General features: G+C 66.0%; 13 protein-coding genes. 6 read left to right on the top strand and 7 right to left on the bottom strand.

Translation table 11 applies throughout. The features are described from left to right. Positions 1 to 62 precede the first annotated feature (62 nt). Positions 63 to 1916, top strand: a complete 1854-nt coding sequence (locus ACWPW1_RS09210) for a pyruvate kinase (RefSeq protein WP_454252838.1) — start codon at positions 63 to 65, stop codon at positions 1914 to 1916. A 21-nt stretch (positions 1917 to 1937) separates the two neighbouring features. Here ACWPW1_RS09210 and ACWPW1_RS09205 read toward each other — a convergent pair whose 3' ends face one another. The 5 genes from ACWPW1_RS09205 to apbC form a co-directional block, all read right to left on the bottom strand. Next, positions 1938 to 2828 carry a S66 peptidase family protein gene (locus tag ACWPW1_RS09205; RefSeq protein ID WP_454252837.1) on the bottom strand — a complete coding sequence of 297 codons (891 nt, stop codon included), beginning with the start codon at positions 2826 to 2828 and terminating at the stop codon, positions 1938 to 1940. After that, positions 2825 to 3628: an MOSC domain-containing protein gene (locus tag ACWPW1_RS09200; RefSeq protein ID WP_059314427.1), complete on the bottom strand. Its 804-nt coding sequence runs from the start codon at positions 3626 to 3628 to the stop codon at positions 2825 to 2827. Before ACWPW1_RS09200 ends, ACWPW1_RS09205 begins: the two co-directional genes overlap by 4 nt. A 72-nt stretch (positions 3629 to 3700) precedes the next feature. Then, positions 3701 to 4630: a chemotaxis protein CheV gene (locus ACWPW1_RS09195; protein WP_017640322.1), complete on the bottom strand. Its 930-nt coding sequence runs from the start codon at positions 4628 to 4630 to the stop codon at positions 3701 to 3703. A 115-nt stretch (positions 4631 to 4745) separates the two neighbouring features. Next, positions 4746 to 5312, bottom strand: a complete 567-nt coding sequence (dcd, locus tag ACWPW1_RS09190; protein WP_007162761.1) for a dCTP deaminase — start codon at positions 5310 to 5312, stop codon at positions 4746 to 4748. An 82-nt stretch (positions 5313 to 5394) separates the two neighbouring features. Further along, positions 5395 to 6489: an iron-sulfur cluster carrier protein ApbC gene (gene apbC / locus ACWPW1_RS09185; protein ID WP_454252836.1), complete on the bottom strand. Its 1095-nt coding sequence runs from the start codon at positions 6487 to 6489 to the stop codon at positions 5395 to 5397. 122 nt (positions 6490 to 6611) lie between these two features. On the opposite strand from apbC, the gene ACWPW1_RS09180 reads away from it, so the two are divergent. The 5 genes from ACWPW1_RS09180 (at position 6612) to ACWPW1_RS09160 (ending at position 12008) form a co-directional block, all read left to right on the top strand. Continuing rightward, positions 6612 to 7766 carry a M14 family metallopeptidase gene (locus tag ACWPW1_RS09180; RefSeq protein WP_454252835.1) on the top strand — a complete coding sequence of 385 codons (1155 nt, stop codon included), beginning with the start codon at positions 6612 to 6614 and terminating at the stop codon, positions 7764 to 7766. A gap of 221 nt (positions 7767 to 7987) precedes the next feature. Next, positions 7988 to 10027 carry a methionine--tRNA ligase gene (gene metG / locus ACWPW1_RS09175; protein WP_434776305.1) on the top strand — a complete coding sequence of 680 codons (2040 nt, stop codon included), beginning with the start codon at positions 7988 to 7990 and terminating at the stop codon, positions 10025 to 10027. Positions 10028 to 10076: 49 nt separating this feature from the next. After that, positions 10077 to 11051, top strand: a complete 975-nt coding sequence (locus ACWPW1_RS09170) for an RnfABCDGE type electron transport complex subunit B (RefSeq protein WP_434776304.1) — start codon at positions 10077 to 10079, stop codon at positions 11049 to 11051. Further along, entirely contained in the window at positions 11048 to 11686 is a 639-nt protein-coding gene (nth, locus tag ACWPW1_RS09165) for an endonuclease III (protein WP_313648901.1), read from the top strand. The genes ACWPW1_RS09170 and nth overlap by 4 nt, the downstream gene beginning before the upstream one ends. Before the next feature lie 142 nt (positions 11687 to 11828). Next, positions 11829 to 12008 carry a PA3496 family putative envelope integrity protein gene (locus ACWPW1_RS09160; RefSeq protein ID WP_059314422.1) on the top strand — a complete coding sequence of 60 codons (180 nt, stop codon included), beginning with the start codon at positions 11829 to 11831 and terminating at the stop codon, positions 12006 to 12008. A 51-nt stretch (positions 12009 to 12059) separates the two neighbouring features. Here the strand turns inward: ACWPW1_RS09160 and ACWPW1_RS09155 are convergent, their stop codons facing one another. After that, positions 12060 to 13277, bottom strand: a complete 1218-nt coding sequence (locus tag ACWPW1_RS09155) for an argininosuccinate synthase (protein WP_454252834.1) — start codon at positions 13275 to 13277, stop codon at positions 12060 to 12062. Between the two features lie 117 nt (positions 13278 to 13394). Beyond that, positions 13395 to 14345, bottom strand: coding sequence for a flagellar protein MotY (locus tag ACWPW1_RS09150; protein WP_454252833.1), 951 nt, complete (start codon positions 14343 to 14345; stop codon positions 13395 to 13397). Positions 14346 to 14414 lie beyond the last annotated feature (69 nt).

Below are 14414 nucleotides of genomic sequence, written 5' to 3'. Positions count from 1 at the left end.
AAAGGTCCGAGACAGGAACGCCCGGCGAGCGTCTCGCCGGCTGCCTCTACTGGAGAATCCTCGTGCCGCCCCGCTCCGCCTCACGCGCCCGGACTTCCGATCACGATCTCACAGGCCTGCTCGACGAGCTGCGCCGACTGCATACCGCCCTGGAGCAAGCCGCCGCCGACCCGCGCCTGGACCGGCAGGCCCTCAATCCCGCCTATCGCGTCAGCGCCCGCAACCTGCTGGCCTACCTGGCGCTGCGCGACCAGGATCTGCATGCCTTGCAGCTGCGCCTCTCCGCCCTGGGGCTGTCTTCCCTCGGCCGCTCCGAAGCCGAGGTGCTTCCCGCCGTGGCGACCCTTGTCGGCATGGTGGAGCGATTGCTAGGGCAGGCTCCGTCGGCACCATCCGTGCCCCGGACGGAGCATCCCCTGGCTCGCCATGCCCGCACCCTGTTCGGCGCCGCGTCCCGCACGCGGGAGGTGCGCATCATGGTCACCCTGCCCCGCGAGGCCGCAGACAACTATTCGCTGGTACGCGACCTGCTGGCCGCGGGCATGGATTGCGCGCGCGTCAATTGCGCCCACGACGAACCGGCCAGCTGGACACGAATGATCGAACACGTGCGCCGCGCCAGCACGGAAGTGGACCAGCCCTGCAAGGTATTCATGGACCTGCCGGGGCCCAAGCTGCGCACCGGCCCCATCGCTCCCGGCATGGCCGTGCAGAAGGTGAAACCCGAGCGCGACACCCAGGGCCGGGTCCGGCATCCGGCGCGCCTCTGGCTGACGAGCCGGCGCCACCCCCGCCCGGCGCCCTCCGCCGCCGCGGCCAGTATCCAGGTCGGCGAGCGCTGGTTGCGCGGACTGCAGGTCGGCGAGCGCATCCGCCTGCTGGATGCGCGCCAGGCACAGCGACGACTGGAGGTCGTCGAGGTGTCACCCAAGGGCTGCTGGGCGGAAGTGCACAAGACCTCCTATCTCGCTCCCGGCCTGCGCCTGACCGTCGAGCGTGGCGGTCGCAAGACGCACAGCCACATCGGTGATTTCGCACCGCAACCGGGCGTGCTGCGGCTGAAAGAGGACGATCTGTTGATCCTGACCGCCGACCAGACGCCAGGGCGCCCTGCCAGCCATGACAGCACGGGTCGCCTGCTGACACCGGCGACCCTGGGCTGCACCCTCCCGCAGGTGTTCGCCGACGTGCGCGGCGGTGAACCGGTCTGGTTCGACGACGGCAAAATCGGCGGCGTGATCGAGCGCGTCGACCTGGACACGCTGCAGGTCCGCATCACCCATGCGCCGGGTGGGGCCAAGCTCAAAGGCGACAAGGGCATCAACTTTCCCCAGAGCACCCTGCGGCTGTCAGCGCTGGGCGACCAGGACCTTGCCGCCCTGGCCTTTGCCGCCGAGCATGCCGACGGCATCGAGATGTCCTTCGTGAACAGCGCGGACGATGTCCGGGCGCTGCTCGCGGAACTGGAGCGGCTGCAGGCCGATCAGCTGGGCGTGGTGCTGAAGATCGAGACCCGTCGAGGCTTCGACAACCTCCCCGCGCTGTTGCTGGCAGGCATGCGTCGCGGCGGCTTCGGCGTCATGATCGCCCGGGGCGATCTGGCGGTGGAAGGTGGCTTCGAACGCCTGGCGGCGCTGCAGGAAGACATCCTCTGCCTCTGCGAGGCGGCCCATGTGCCGGTGATCTGGGCGACCCAGGTCCTGGAGAACCTGGCCAAGAAGGGCTCGCCCTCCCGTGCCGAGATCACCGATGCCGCCACCGGGGTCCGTGCCGAATGCGTGATGCTGAACAAGGGCCCGCACATCCTCAAGGCAGTGGCCACCCTGGATGAGCTGCTGGTGCGGATGCAGGGCTACAACAGCAAGAAACGCCAGATGCTGCGCAAGCTGGAACTGGCTTCACCCTGGGCGGACTGATCCACCCAGGGCGCGCTTCCCCTAGAGGACCTGCAGGCGACCCGCTTCCAGACGAACGCGGGCACCATAGGGCCAGGCCTGGTTTTCCGGGCCATGGCCGCTGGGCAGGCCGCGATAGAGGGCGATGCCACGCGGTGCCAGCCACTCGGCGAAAATCTCTTCCAGGGACTGCTCGACGTTGCGCTGCGGGCAGTCGGTGAAGGTGCCCAGGCAGACGGCGCCGATGCGATGTTCGGTCAGGTTGCCCAGCAGCTGGCAGAGGCTGCGCTCCAGCCGGTAGTAGGGCTCGCCGACGTCTTCCAGCATGAGGATGGCGCCATCATGGGGACGCAGCGCCGCCGCCGTGCCGACCACGCTGGCCAGGGTGGTGAGGTTACCGCCGATCAGCTCACCCGCAGGCACCTGGGCGGGACCGGCGAGACGCTCCAGCTGCCAGCCCGGACGGGCACCGGCGCACAGCTCCAGCACCGACTCCAGCGAGTGGGTACGGGCGGCCTGGGCTTCAGGATCCTCGTCACGACGGCCCCAGTCCAGCGCGCCCGGACCGTGGATGGCGGTGAGGCCACGGCGGTGAAAGGCTTCCAGCAGGACGGTCAGATCGGAGTAGCCGATCAGCGGCCGCCCCTTGCTGCTGGATAACCGCGACCAGTCCAGCCAGGGCAGCAGCTGGGCGGAGCCATAGCCGCCGCGCAGGCACCAGACTGCATCCACGTCCGCCTGGCTGAACGCCCAATGCAGATCCGCTGCCCGCTCCTCGGCGGTTCCGGCGAGATAGCGATGCCGCTTGAGCGCCTGCTCACCCAGCACCGCTTCGATACCGGCGGCCTGCAACTGCTCGACCGCTGCCGTGACCAGCTCTTCCTTGACCGCACCTGCCGGACTGACCAGCGCCACACGCCGCACAGGGCTCATTCCAGCACCTCCACCGGCATGCCGGCTTCGATGACGCCACGGCCCAGGGGGATGACGTTCATGCCGAACAACATGCGGTTGTCATTGAAGCGGTATTCGCGCAGCGCGGTCAGCGGTTGCCGATCCGGGTCCTTCTCGCCGGTAACTGGGTCTTGGGTGATGACGATGCAACGCGCGCAGGGACAGGCCACGGCGAAGTCCACCGCACCGATGCGCAGTCGCTTCCAGCCGTCCTCGGCATAGGCCGGCGTCCCTTCCACCACCAGATTCGGCCGGAAGCGCAGCATTTCCAGCGGTTTACCCACTCGCGCCACCAGGTCGGCCAGGGAGGCCTCGCTGGTCAGCAGCAAGGGAAAGCCGTCGGCGAAATGCACCTTCTGCCCGGGCTCGGCGAAATCGGTGTTGATCTGGCGAGCATGGCTCTCGGCGATGTGCACCAGGCGGCAAGGACGCCCAAGGAAATCGCTCAACCAGGCATCGGCCTCGGCGGCCACCGGCGCCTGCAGAGTGTCGCGCCAGATGGTGACACCCAGGCGTTCGCCCGTGGCCTCCGGGACGGTCACCTCGATCGGCTCCTGGCCCGGCGCGCTCAGGCGCAGGCAGTCAGCGGCCAGCCAGCGCGCCTCGATGTGATTCATCTTCGCCAGTTGGCGGAGGGTCAGGAAGCGGCCGGTGTCGGCATCCACCACCATCCAGCGGCGATCACCCACCAGGCCCAGGGCATCCACCTCGGCCTGCGCCAGGGATTCCACGGCCGTCGACTTGACGGGATAACGATAGAGGGCACTGAGGTGCGACATGGGCGCGGCTTCCTGGCGGCGGACAAAGGCCGCCAGTGTAAGGGAGGCGCCGGAGCGGCGAAACCGCGGGGATTACTCCTCGGCCAGCGCCAGGCGCCGGCGCACTTCCTCGACCAGTTGATCGGGCTGGAACTTGGAGAGGAAGGCGTTGCAGCCCACCTTCTTCACCATGGCTTCGTTGAAGCTGCCGGACAACGAGGTGTGCAACACCACATAGAGATCGGCGAGGCGCGGATCCTGGCGGATCTCGGTGGTCAGGCGGTAGCCGTCCATTTCCGGCATCTCGGCATCGGTGAGCACCATCAGCAGCTTCTCGGTCAGCACCACGCCCTCGTCGGCCCAGGCCTTGAGCTTGCGCAGGGCCTGCAGGCCATCGGTGGCCACGTGGAATTTCAGATCCAGCTGCACCAGGGTGTCGCGCAGCTGGCCGATGGCCGTGCTGGAGTCGTCCACCAGCAGCACCTCACGGCCGCGAGCCTTGGCCAGCAGCGGATCGGCGAGGCGTTCCTGGGAGACCTTGACGTTATAGGGGGCGATCTCCGCCAGCACCTTTTCCACGTCGATCACTTCCACCAGCCGGTCTTCGATGCGGGTGATGGCGGTCAGGTAGTGCTGGCGTCCGGCGCCGCCGGGCGGCGCCTGGATGCTGTCCCAGTTGAGGTTGATGATGCGATCGACGCTACCCACCAGGAAGGCCTGCACCGAGCGGTTGTACTCGGTGACGATGATGGTGCTGTTTTCGTCGGGCGTGATCGGTCGCATGCCGATGGCCGCGGCCAGATCGATCACGGGCAGGGTCTGACCCCGCAGGTGGACGACGCCGCAGATCATGGGGTGGCGCTTTGGCATCTGGGTCAGGCGCGGGAGCTTGAGCACCTCCTGCACCTTGAACACGTTGATGGCGAACATCTGCCGGCTGGACAGCTGGAACATGAGAATTTCCAGACGGTTCTCGCCAACCAGCTGAGTGCGTTGATCGACGGTGTCGAGAATGCCAGCCATGGAAAGTCCACTCCAAAGATAAGTCAGGTCACAGGCTATCGGCGGCTGACGCCAGTTCTTGAGTCCCGGAAACAGGAAAGCCGCCCAAGGGCGGCTTCCAGGACGGACGCGCGGATCAGGCGCGCGGCAGGGTCACGCCGCGCTGGCCCTGGTACTTGCCACCGCGATCCTTGTAGGAGACCTCGCAGGCCTCGTCGGATTGCAGGAACAGCATCTGGGCCACGCCCTCGTTGGCGTAGATCTTGGCCGGCAGCGTCGTGGTGTTGGAAAACTCCAGGGTGACGTGGCCTTCCCACTCAGGCTCCAGCGGGGTGACGTTGACGATGATGCCGCAGCGGGCATAGGTGCTCTTGCCCAGGCAGATGGTCAGGACGTCACGGGGGATACGGAAGTATTCCACGGTGCGCGCCAGGGCGAAGGAGTTCGGCGGGATGATGCAGACATCGCTGACCACGTCGACGAAGCTCTTGTCGTCGAAATTCTTCGGGTCCACCACCGCCGAATGGATGTTGGTGAAGACCTTGAATTCGTTGGCGCAGCGCACGTCGTAGCCGTAGCTGGACACCCCGTAGGAAATCACCCGGCTGTCGTCCGCGCCGCGCATCTGGCGCTCGACGAAGGGCTCGATCATGCCGTGCTCCTGGGCCATGCGGCGAATCCACTTGTCCGATTTGATGCTCATGGCAGGTCTTGCTCCGGGGGTGAAAAAATTGACCGCGCATTCTAGTGGATAGCCGCGCGGTCTCAAAGACGACCGGACGAAATCAGTCGTCGCTGACGGTGATGGTTGGCATGCCGCCTCCAGCCTGGTCGCCCAAGGCGATGCGGGCCCCGACCTTGCGTGCCAGTTCCTGGTAGATCAGCGCGATCTGGCTGTCGGGATCGGCGATGGCGGTGGGACGTCCGGCGTCGGCCTGCTCGCGGATGGCCATGGCCAGCGGCAGGGAAGCCAGGAGATCCACGCCGTACTGCTCGGCCAGCTTGCTGCCGCCGCCTTCGCCGAACAGGTGTTCGGCATGACCGCAGTTGGAGCAGATGTGCACGGCCATGTTCTCCACCACCCCGAGCACCGGGATGTTGACCTTCTGGAACATTTCTACGCCCTTCCTGGCATCCAGCAGGGCCAGATCCTGGGGCGTGGTGACGATCACCGCGCCGGCCACCGGCACCTTCTGCGCCAGGGTCAGCTGGATATCGCCAGTGCCGGGCGGCATGTCGATCACCAGGTAGTCGAGGTCGTTCCAGGCGGTCTGGGTGATCAGCTGGATCAGGGCGCCGGAGACCATCGGGCCACGCCAGGCCACCGGGGTCTTGTCATTGGTCAGGAAGGCCATGGACATGACCTCGACCCCATGCGCCTGCAGCGGGATGAACCACTTTTCATCGCGCACTTCGGGACGGGTACCCTCGGCGAAGCCGAACATGATCCCCTGGCTGGGGCCATAGATGTCGGCGTCCAGCACGCCGACCCGGGCGCCTTCGCGGGCCAAGGCCAGCGCCAGGTTGGCGGCGGTGGTGGACTTGCCCACGCCACCCTTGCCGGAAGCCACGGCGATGATGTTCTTGACGTTGCCCATGGCGTCCAGCTGCGGCTGGGCCGCGTGAGGGGCGATCTGGCAATCGATCTGGACCTCGGCGGTCTCGACCCCGGGCACGTTCTCCAGTGCGGTCTTGAGCACCTGGGCCAGGCCGCCCTTGAACAATCCGGCGGCATAGCCCAGCTCGAAGCGGGCCCGTACGCGGCCACCGTCCAGCGCGAGGTCGCGCAGGGCGCCGGCGCTGAGCAGGTCCTGTTCGAGATAGGGATCGTGATACTGGCGCAGCGCGGCCTCGATGGCCTCGCGAGTCGGAGCGGTCATGCAGACTCCCGGAAACGACGGATAGGAAAGAGAAGCTGCGGCCTATGCTACCCACTGTCCTTGGTAAAGCCTATCCGCACGGCGCTACACTTCCGGCTTGCCCCCAGCCCGTGGAGCCCTGCGTGAACCAGCCTTCCCTGCACATCAGTTCCACCTTCGACAGCGGTGCCGTCGAGGTGCTGTCCCTGGCCGACCCCGCCGACATCCGCCTGCGCATCCGTCCCGATACCGCCTCGCCTTTCACCCAGTGGTTCCACTTCCGCCTGGAGGGCGCCCGCGGCCTGCCCTGCCGGCTGAGCTTCGCCAATGCCGGCGAGTGCGCCTACCCCGAGGGCTGGCGCGACTATGGCGTGGCCGCGAGCTATTGTGGCCAGGAGTGGTTCCGCATTCCCACCCGCTACGACGGCAAGACCCTGAGCTGGGACGTCACCCCCGATCACGACAGTCTGTTCTTCGCCTACTTCGAGCCCTATCCGGAGAGCCGCCACCTGGCCTTCGTCGGTGAAACGCAACGCCATCCTGCCGTCCGTCTGGAAACCGTCGGTCGCTCGCTGTTGGGCCGGTCACTGGACCTGTTGCGCATCGGCACGCCGGGCGCCGGCAAGAAGAACATCTGGATCATCGCCCGCCAGCACCCCGGCGAGCCCATGGCCGAGTGGTTCGTCGAAGGCCTGCTGCGCCGCCTGCTGGGCCTGGGCGAACACCACCAGGGCGACCCGGTCGGCGCCAAGCTGCTGGAACACGCCGTGTTGCACGTGGTGCCCAACATGAATCCCGACGGTTCGGCCCTGGGCAATCTGCGCACCAACGCAGCCGGTGCCAACCTCAACCGCGAATGGCTGGAGCCGGACGAGGAGCGCAGCCCCGAGATCCTGGCGGTGCGCCGCGCCATCGCCGCGACCGGCTGCGACCTCTTCCTCGACATCCACGGCGACGAAGCGCTGCCCTATGTCTTCGTCGACGGCTGCAATGGCCTGCCCAACTTCAGTGAGCGCGAAGAGGCCGAGCAACAGGCCTTCCTGCAGCGCTTCCAGCGTGCCAGCCCGGACTTCCAGACCCGGTACGGCTATCCCCGTGGTCACTTCGGCAGCGAGACCCTCAAGCTCGCCACCAAGTATGTCGGCCATACCCATGGCTGCCTGGCCCTGACCCTGGAACTGCCCTTCAAGGACAACGCCAACGATCCCCGTCCGGATGTGGGCTGGAACGGTGCCCGCAGCGCCGCCCTGGGCGCGGCCATGGTCAATGCCCTGTACTGGCAGCTGGCCGATCTCTGAATGCTCGAAGTCTGCTGCGCGGCGGCCAGACCGGCGTTGGAAACTGCCTCAGAATGCTCATTTACCCGTTGTAAACTGTGCTTCTTTGGCAATTTCCGCCTTGCCTGGCGCTAGCGCGCAGGACTTCGCGCTTTTCAACGCCCATCCCTACGGATGAAACCGACCGGCCATTTCGCTATGATGGTCGGTCACCTTATCAGCGCCGCGATCCAGCCAAGACCATGACCGAGCCCCGCAAGATTCTCGTCACCAGCGCCCTGCCCTACGCCAACGGCTCCATCCACCTCGGCCACATGGTCGAGTACATCCAGACCGACATCTGGGCCCGCTTCCAGCGGCTGCGCGGCAATCAGTGCATCTATGTCTGCGCCGACGATGCCCACGGCTCGGCCATTATGCTGCGCGCCGAGCGCGAGGGCATCACGCCCGAGCAGCTGATCGACAACGTCAAGCGCGAGCACAGCGCCGACTTCGCCGATTTCGGCGTGGCCTTCGACAACTTCCACTCCACCCATGCGGAAGAGAATCGCGAGCTGTCGCGTGCCATCTACCTGAAGCTGCGCGAGAACGGCCACATCGCCACCCGTCCGGTCACCCAGTATTTCGACCCGGACAAGCAGATGTTCCTGGCCGACCGCTTCATCAAGGGCACCTGTCCCAAGTGTGGCAGCGCCGACCAGTACGGCGACAACTGCGAGAAGTGCGGCGCCACCTACGCGCCCACCGAACTGAAGGATCCCAAGTCGGCCATCTCCGGCGCGACCCCGGTGCTGCGCGAATCCGAGCACTTCTTCTTCAAGCTTCCCGACTTCGCCGAGATGCTCAAGGGCTGGACCCGCAGCGGTGCCCTGCAGGAATCGGTGGCCAACAAGATCGCCGAATGGCTGGACGCCGGGCTGCAGGAATGGGACATCTCCCGTGATGCGCCCTACTTCGGCTTCGAGATTCCCGATGCCCCGGGCAAGTACTTCTATGTCTGGCTGGACGCGCCCATCGGCTACATGGCCAGCTTCAAGAATCTCTGCGACCGTCGCGACGACCTGGACTTCGACGCCTACTGGGCCAAGGACAGCGCGGCCGAGCTGTACCACTTCATCGGCAAGGACATCGTCAACTTCCATGCGCTGTTCTGGCCGGCCATGCTCGAAGGCGCCGGCTACCGCAAGCCGACGGCGCTGAACGTCCACGGTTTCCTTACCGTCGACGGCCAGAAGATGTCCAAGTCCCGCGGCACCTTCATCAAGGCGCGCACCTACCTGGATCATCTGAATCCCGAATACCTGCGCTACTACTTCGCCGCCAAGCTCTCGCGCCACGTCGAGGACATTGACCTGAACCTCGAGGACTTCGTGCAGAAGGTCAATTCCGACCTGGTGGGCAAGGTGGTCAACATCGCCAGCCGCTGCGCCGGCTTCATCCACAAGGGTAACGCCGGCCTGCTGGTGGACGCCCAGGCCGCCCCCGAGCTGGAAGCCGCCTTCCGCGCCGCCACGCCCAGCATCGCCGAGGCCTACGAGACCCGTGACTTCGGCCGTGCCATGCGCGAGATCATGGCCCTGGCCGACCGAGCCAACGCCTGGATCGCCGACAAGGCGCCCTGGAGCCTGGCCAAGCAGGACGGCAAGGCCGACGAAGTCCAGGCCATCTGCGCCCAGGGCATCGAGCTGTTCCGCCAGCTGGCGATCCTGCTCAAGCCGGTACTGCCCAACCTGACCGCCGCCGCCGAGGCCTTCCTCAACGTCGCCCCCCTGACCTGGGCCGACCTCGACACCCGCCTGGCCAATCATCAGCTCAATGCCTTCCAGCCCCTGCTCACCCGCATCGAACCCGCCAAGGTGCAGACCATGATCGACGCTTCCAAGGAAGACCTGGCCGCCCAGGCCACTGCCCAGCCCGCCGGCAATGGCGAACTGACCAAGGCCCCGCTGGCCGAGACCATTGATTTCGACACCTTCTCCAAGGTCGACCTGCGCATCGCCCTGATCGAAAAGGCCGAATTCGTCGAAGGCGCCGACAAGCTCCTGCGCCTGACCCTGGACATCGGCGATGCCAAGCGCAACGTCTTCTCCGGCATCAAGAGCGCCTACCCGGAGCCGAGTCAGCTCGAAGGTCGCCTGACCCTGTACGTCGCCAACCTGGCGCCGCGCAAGATGAAGTTCGGCGTCTCCGAAGGCATGGTCCTGGCCGCCGGCCCTGGCGGCAGCGAGATCCATCTGCTCAGCCCTGACAGCGGCGCCAAGCCCGGCCAGCGGGTGATGTGACAGAGACGGCGCCCCAGGGCGCCGTTCTTCCCCCAGCCCGACCTCGATCATGAACGCCCACGCTACCCTCATCACCGCCATCGACGCCCTGCTGCCCCAGACCCAGTGCGGCAAGTGCGGCCATCCCGGCTGCCAGCCCTATGCCGCCGGCATCGCCGCGGGCGAGGCGCACAACAAGTGCCCGCCCGGGGGTGCAGCCACCATCGTCGAGCTTTCCACCCTGCTGCAGCGCCCGACCCTGCCACTGGACTCGCCCTATCCGGTCACGCCCAGCCAGCGCGCGGTGATTCGCGAAGCCGAGTGCATCGGCTGTACCAAGTGCATCCAGGTCTGCCCCACCGACGCCATCCTCGGCGCGGCCAAGCTGATGCACACGGTCATCCAAAGCGAATGCAGTGGTTGCGAGCTGTGCCTGGCGCCCTGTCCGGTGGACTGCATCGATCTGGTGGCGGTACCGGCACCGGTCGATCGCCAGGCTGAACGTCAGCGCGCGCAGTACTACCGCAGCCGCTTTGACGCCCGCCAGGCACGCCTGCAGCGGGACCGCGAACGGCTGGACGCCGAGCGCCAGCGCCGTCAGGTGCCACCTGCGACCGCCACGGTTGCAGAGCCCCCCGCCACGGCGGAATCCTCGCTCAAGCCGCTGAAGATCGCTGCCGCCATGGCGCGTGTCGCCCTGCAGAAGGCCGAACGGCAACTGGTCCAATACGGCACGCCCGCACTGGAAACCCAGGTACAGCAGTTGCGTGAAGCCGCCCAGCAGGCCCAGGCGGCCCTGGACAAGGCGCAGCAAGCGCCCGTCACTGCCAGCGCACCTGCCCTGGCGACGGCCGCTACCGATCCCGCCGCCCTCAAGCAGGCGCGGATCGCCGCTACCCTGGCGCGTGCCCAGCTGACCAGGGCCGAACGCGCCTTTGGGGCCACGCCCACCGCCGAACAGCGCGAGCAACTCGAAGCGCTGGGCAGCGCCGCGCAGCAGGCCGCCTCTCATCTCGCCGCCCTCGAAGAGCGAACCGCCCGATGAACGCCGCCAAACGCCTGGAAATCTTTCGTCGTCTGCACGAGGACAATCCCGACCCCAAGACGGAGTTGGCCTATGCCTCGCCCTTCGAGTTGCTGATCGCGGTGATCCTTTCCGCCCAGGCCACCGACGTCAGCGTCAACAAGGCCACCGCGCGCCTCTATCCGGTGGCCAACACGCCCCAGGCCATCCTTGACCTGGGCGTGGCAGGGCTGTCGGAGTACATCAAGACCATCGGCCTCTACAACGGCAAGGCCAAGAACGTCATCGAAACCTGCCGGCTGCTGCTGGAGCGCCATGGCGGCGAGGTACCCCAGACCCGCGAAGCCCTGGAAGCCCTGCCCGGGGTCGGTCGCAAGACCGCCAACGTGGTGCTCAACACGGCCTTCCGGCAGATCGCCATGGCGGTGGATACCCACATCTTCCGGGTCAGCAACAGGACCAACCTGGCCCCTGGCAAGAACGTGGTGGAGGTCGAGCTCAAGCTGCTCAAGGTGGTGCCCAAGGATTACCTGCTGGATGCCCACCACTGGCTCATCCTGCATGGCCGCTACGTCTGCCAGGCGCGTAAGCCTCGCTGTGGCAGTTGCCGCATCGAGGACCTCTGCGAATACAAGGCAAAAACCTCGGACGATTGAAAAAGGGCTCACCAAAGCCCTTCAGCGATTGAAAAAATCTTTTTTACCAGCCCCTGCTTTGTCGCTATAAGGTGCGCGAAAAGGTCCCGCAGCCCTGTCGATGACTGGCGTGTGACCCTGTCCAGCCTTGCAGGAGTTACCAATGGCCGAAGACAAAAGCGATATCGATGTAGACGACGATTTCGAGAGCGATGGCGAAGCGCCCGAAACGGTGGAACCCGTCGTCAGCAAGACCAACCTGACCAAGCGGCGCCTGATCGACGACATGCTCGAAGAACGCCGACTCAAGCGGCAGATCTCCGAGTACGACTTCGACCTGTAAGCCATAAAAAAACCCCAGCCTAGGCTGGGGTTTCGCATGGCGTCGCCACCCTTACAGCAGGGTGCGACCCTTGCCCGCGGCAATGCGCATGCGCAGGGCGTTGAGCTTGATGAAGCCCGCCGCGTCGGCCTGGTTGTAGGCGCCGCCGTCTTCTTCGAAGGTGGCGATGTTGGCGTCGAACAGCGACTCGTCGGATTTGCGACCGACGACGATGACGTTGCCCTTGTACAGCTTCAGGCGTACCACGCCGTTCACGCTGGCCTGGGAGGCGTCGATCATCTTCTGCAGCATCAGCCGCTCCGGACTCCACCAGTAGCCGGTGTAGATCAGGCTGGCGTACTTGGGCATCAGCTCGTCCTTGAGGTGGGCCACTTCGCGGTCGAGGGTGATGGACTCGATGGCGCGGTGCGCCTTGAGCATGATGGTGCCACCGGGGGTCTCGTAGCAGCCACGGGACTTCATGCCCACATAGCGGTTCTCGACGATGTCCAGGCGACCGATGCCGTTCTCGCCGCCGATGCGGTTCAGTTCGGCCAGTACGGTGGCCGGGCTCAGCTCCTGGCCGTCGATGGCGACGATGTCACCATTGCGGTAGGTCAGCTCGATGTAGGTCGGGGTGTCCGGCGCGGCTTCCGGGGACTTGGTCCAGCGCCACATGTCTTCTTCGTGCTCGGTCCAGGTGTCTTCCAGCACGCCACCCTCATAGGAGATGTGCAGCAGGTTGGCATCCATGGAGTACGGCGACTTCTTCTTGCCGTGACGCTCGATCGGGATCTGGTGCTTTTCGGCGTAGTCCATCAGCTTCTCGCGGGAGAGCAGGTCCCACTCGCGCCAGGGGGCGATCACCTTGACGCCCGGCTTGAGCGCATAGGCGCCCAGCTCGAAGCGCACCTGGTCGTTGCCCTTGCCGGTGGCGCCGTGGGAGATGGCATCGGCGCCGGTCTCGTTGGCGATCTCGATCAGGCGCTTGGCGATCAGCGGACGGGCGATGGACGTACCTAGCAGGTACTCGCCTTCGTAGACGGTATTGGCGCGGAACATCGGGTAGACGAAGTCGCGGACGAACTCTTCACGCAGGTCGTCGATGTAGATTTCCTTGACGCCCATGGCCTGGGCCTTGGCGCGTGCCGGTTCGACTTCCTCGCCCTGGCCGAGGTCAGCGGTGAAGGTCACCACTTCGCAGTTATAGGTATCCTGCAGCCACTTGAGGATCACCGAGGTGTCCAGGCCGCCGGAATACGCCAGGACTACCTTCTTCACATCCGCCATGCCGTTCGCTCCCGTGTGTTGCATTGAGTCGGAAAGCGGTAATTCTACTGGTGGTATCGCCGCTTTTACAGAGGCGCGACGCACTCTGATGTCTGGGCGACATGCGGTTGCAGCGGATCAGCCCTTGGGCTTGGCTGGCGGGGCGGGGGTCGGCGCCGGTGGCTCACTCGGATTGGCCGCGGTACTGGTGGTCGGCGCGGCCGCTGGCTCGCTGCTTGGCGGCACTCGCGAGAACACCAGGGTCACGCGCCGGTTGAGCGCCCGGTTGGTCTTGCTGTTGTTGGGTGCGAGTGGATACTGCTCGCCAAAGAAGCGCAACTCGATCTGCTCCGCGGGGAGGCCCTTGGTCTTCAGGTACTCCATCACGGCGATGGCACGCAGCCGGGATTCCTGGCGATTGTCCAGCCGGGTGCCCTGGTTGTCGCTGTAGCCCGAGACGATGACGTGGTTGACCGTTGGATCGGCCTTCAGGTACTCGTCGATGAGATCGAGCTTGGCCTTGGCGCTGTCGTCCAGGGTATCGCCACCGCCCGGGAAGCCGACCTGGGAATGGCGAATCTGCTCGAAGTTGACCGCCAGCAGCTTCTGGGTACAGGCCTGGAACTGCTGGTAGGCCGGCTCGAAGTGCACGGGCAGCAGCCGGACCACGACGCGGTCATCCAGGGCACCCGGCCGACTGACCTGCGGCATGCGCCCTTCCATCAATCCCGCCAGCAGGCGCTGAGCCTGCTGCGCGCTGGTCGTCAGGGCCTGCTCCCCCTCCACCACCTTGACCGAGCCGAGGCTGATGTCGCCAAGGCCCGGCTTCCAGGGCACCGCCGCGGCCTTGAGGCTGGCGCTGCCCACTGGCAACCACTGACCGTTGGGGCGCAGCTCGAATACCGTGGCCTCGCCGGCGCGGCGCAGGAAACCACCGCTGCCGAAGCGCGGGATGGGCTGCAGCAGCCGACAGGCGAAGATGTCGCCCTCCACCTTCCACTCCACGCTCTCGAGCCGACTCTGGAAGGTCATCCCCCAGGCCGGAACGGAGAGCAGCAGACAGGAAAGGAAGAGGTAACGCGAGCGCACGTCGAGCTCCGGAAAGAAAAAAGTACCTGGGCTTCATATCGGTCAAGGGCGCGGAAAACTTGAGCGCGA

The organism is Pseudomonas sp. Marseille-Q7302, assembly GCF_965111925.1.
Note: the sequence above shows the minus strand (reverse complement) of the source record. Positions and strands in the feature narration are given on the sequence as shown.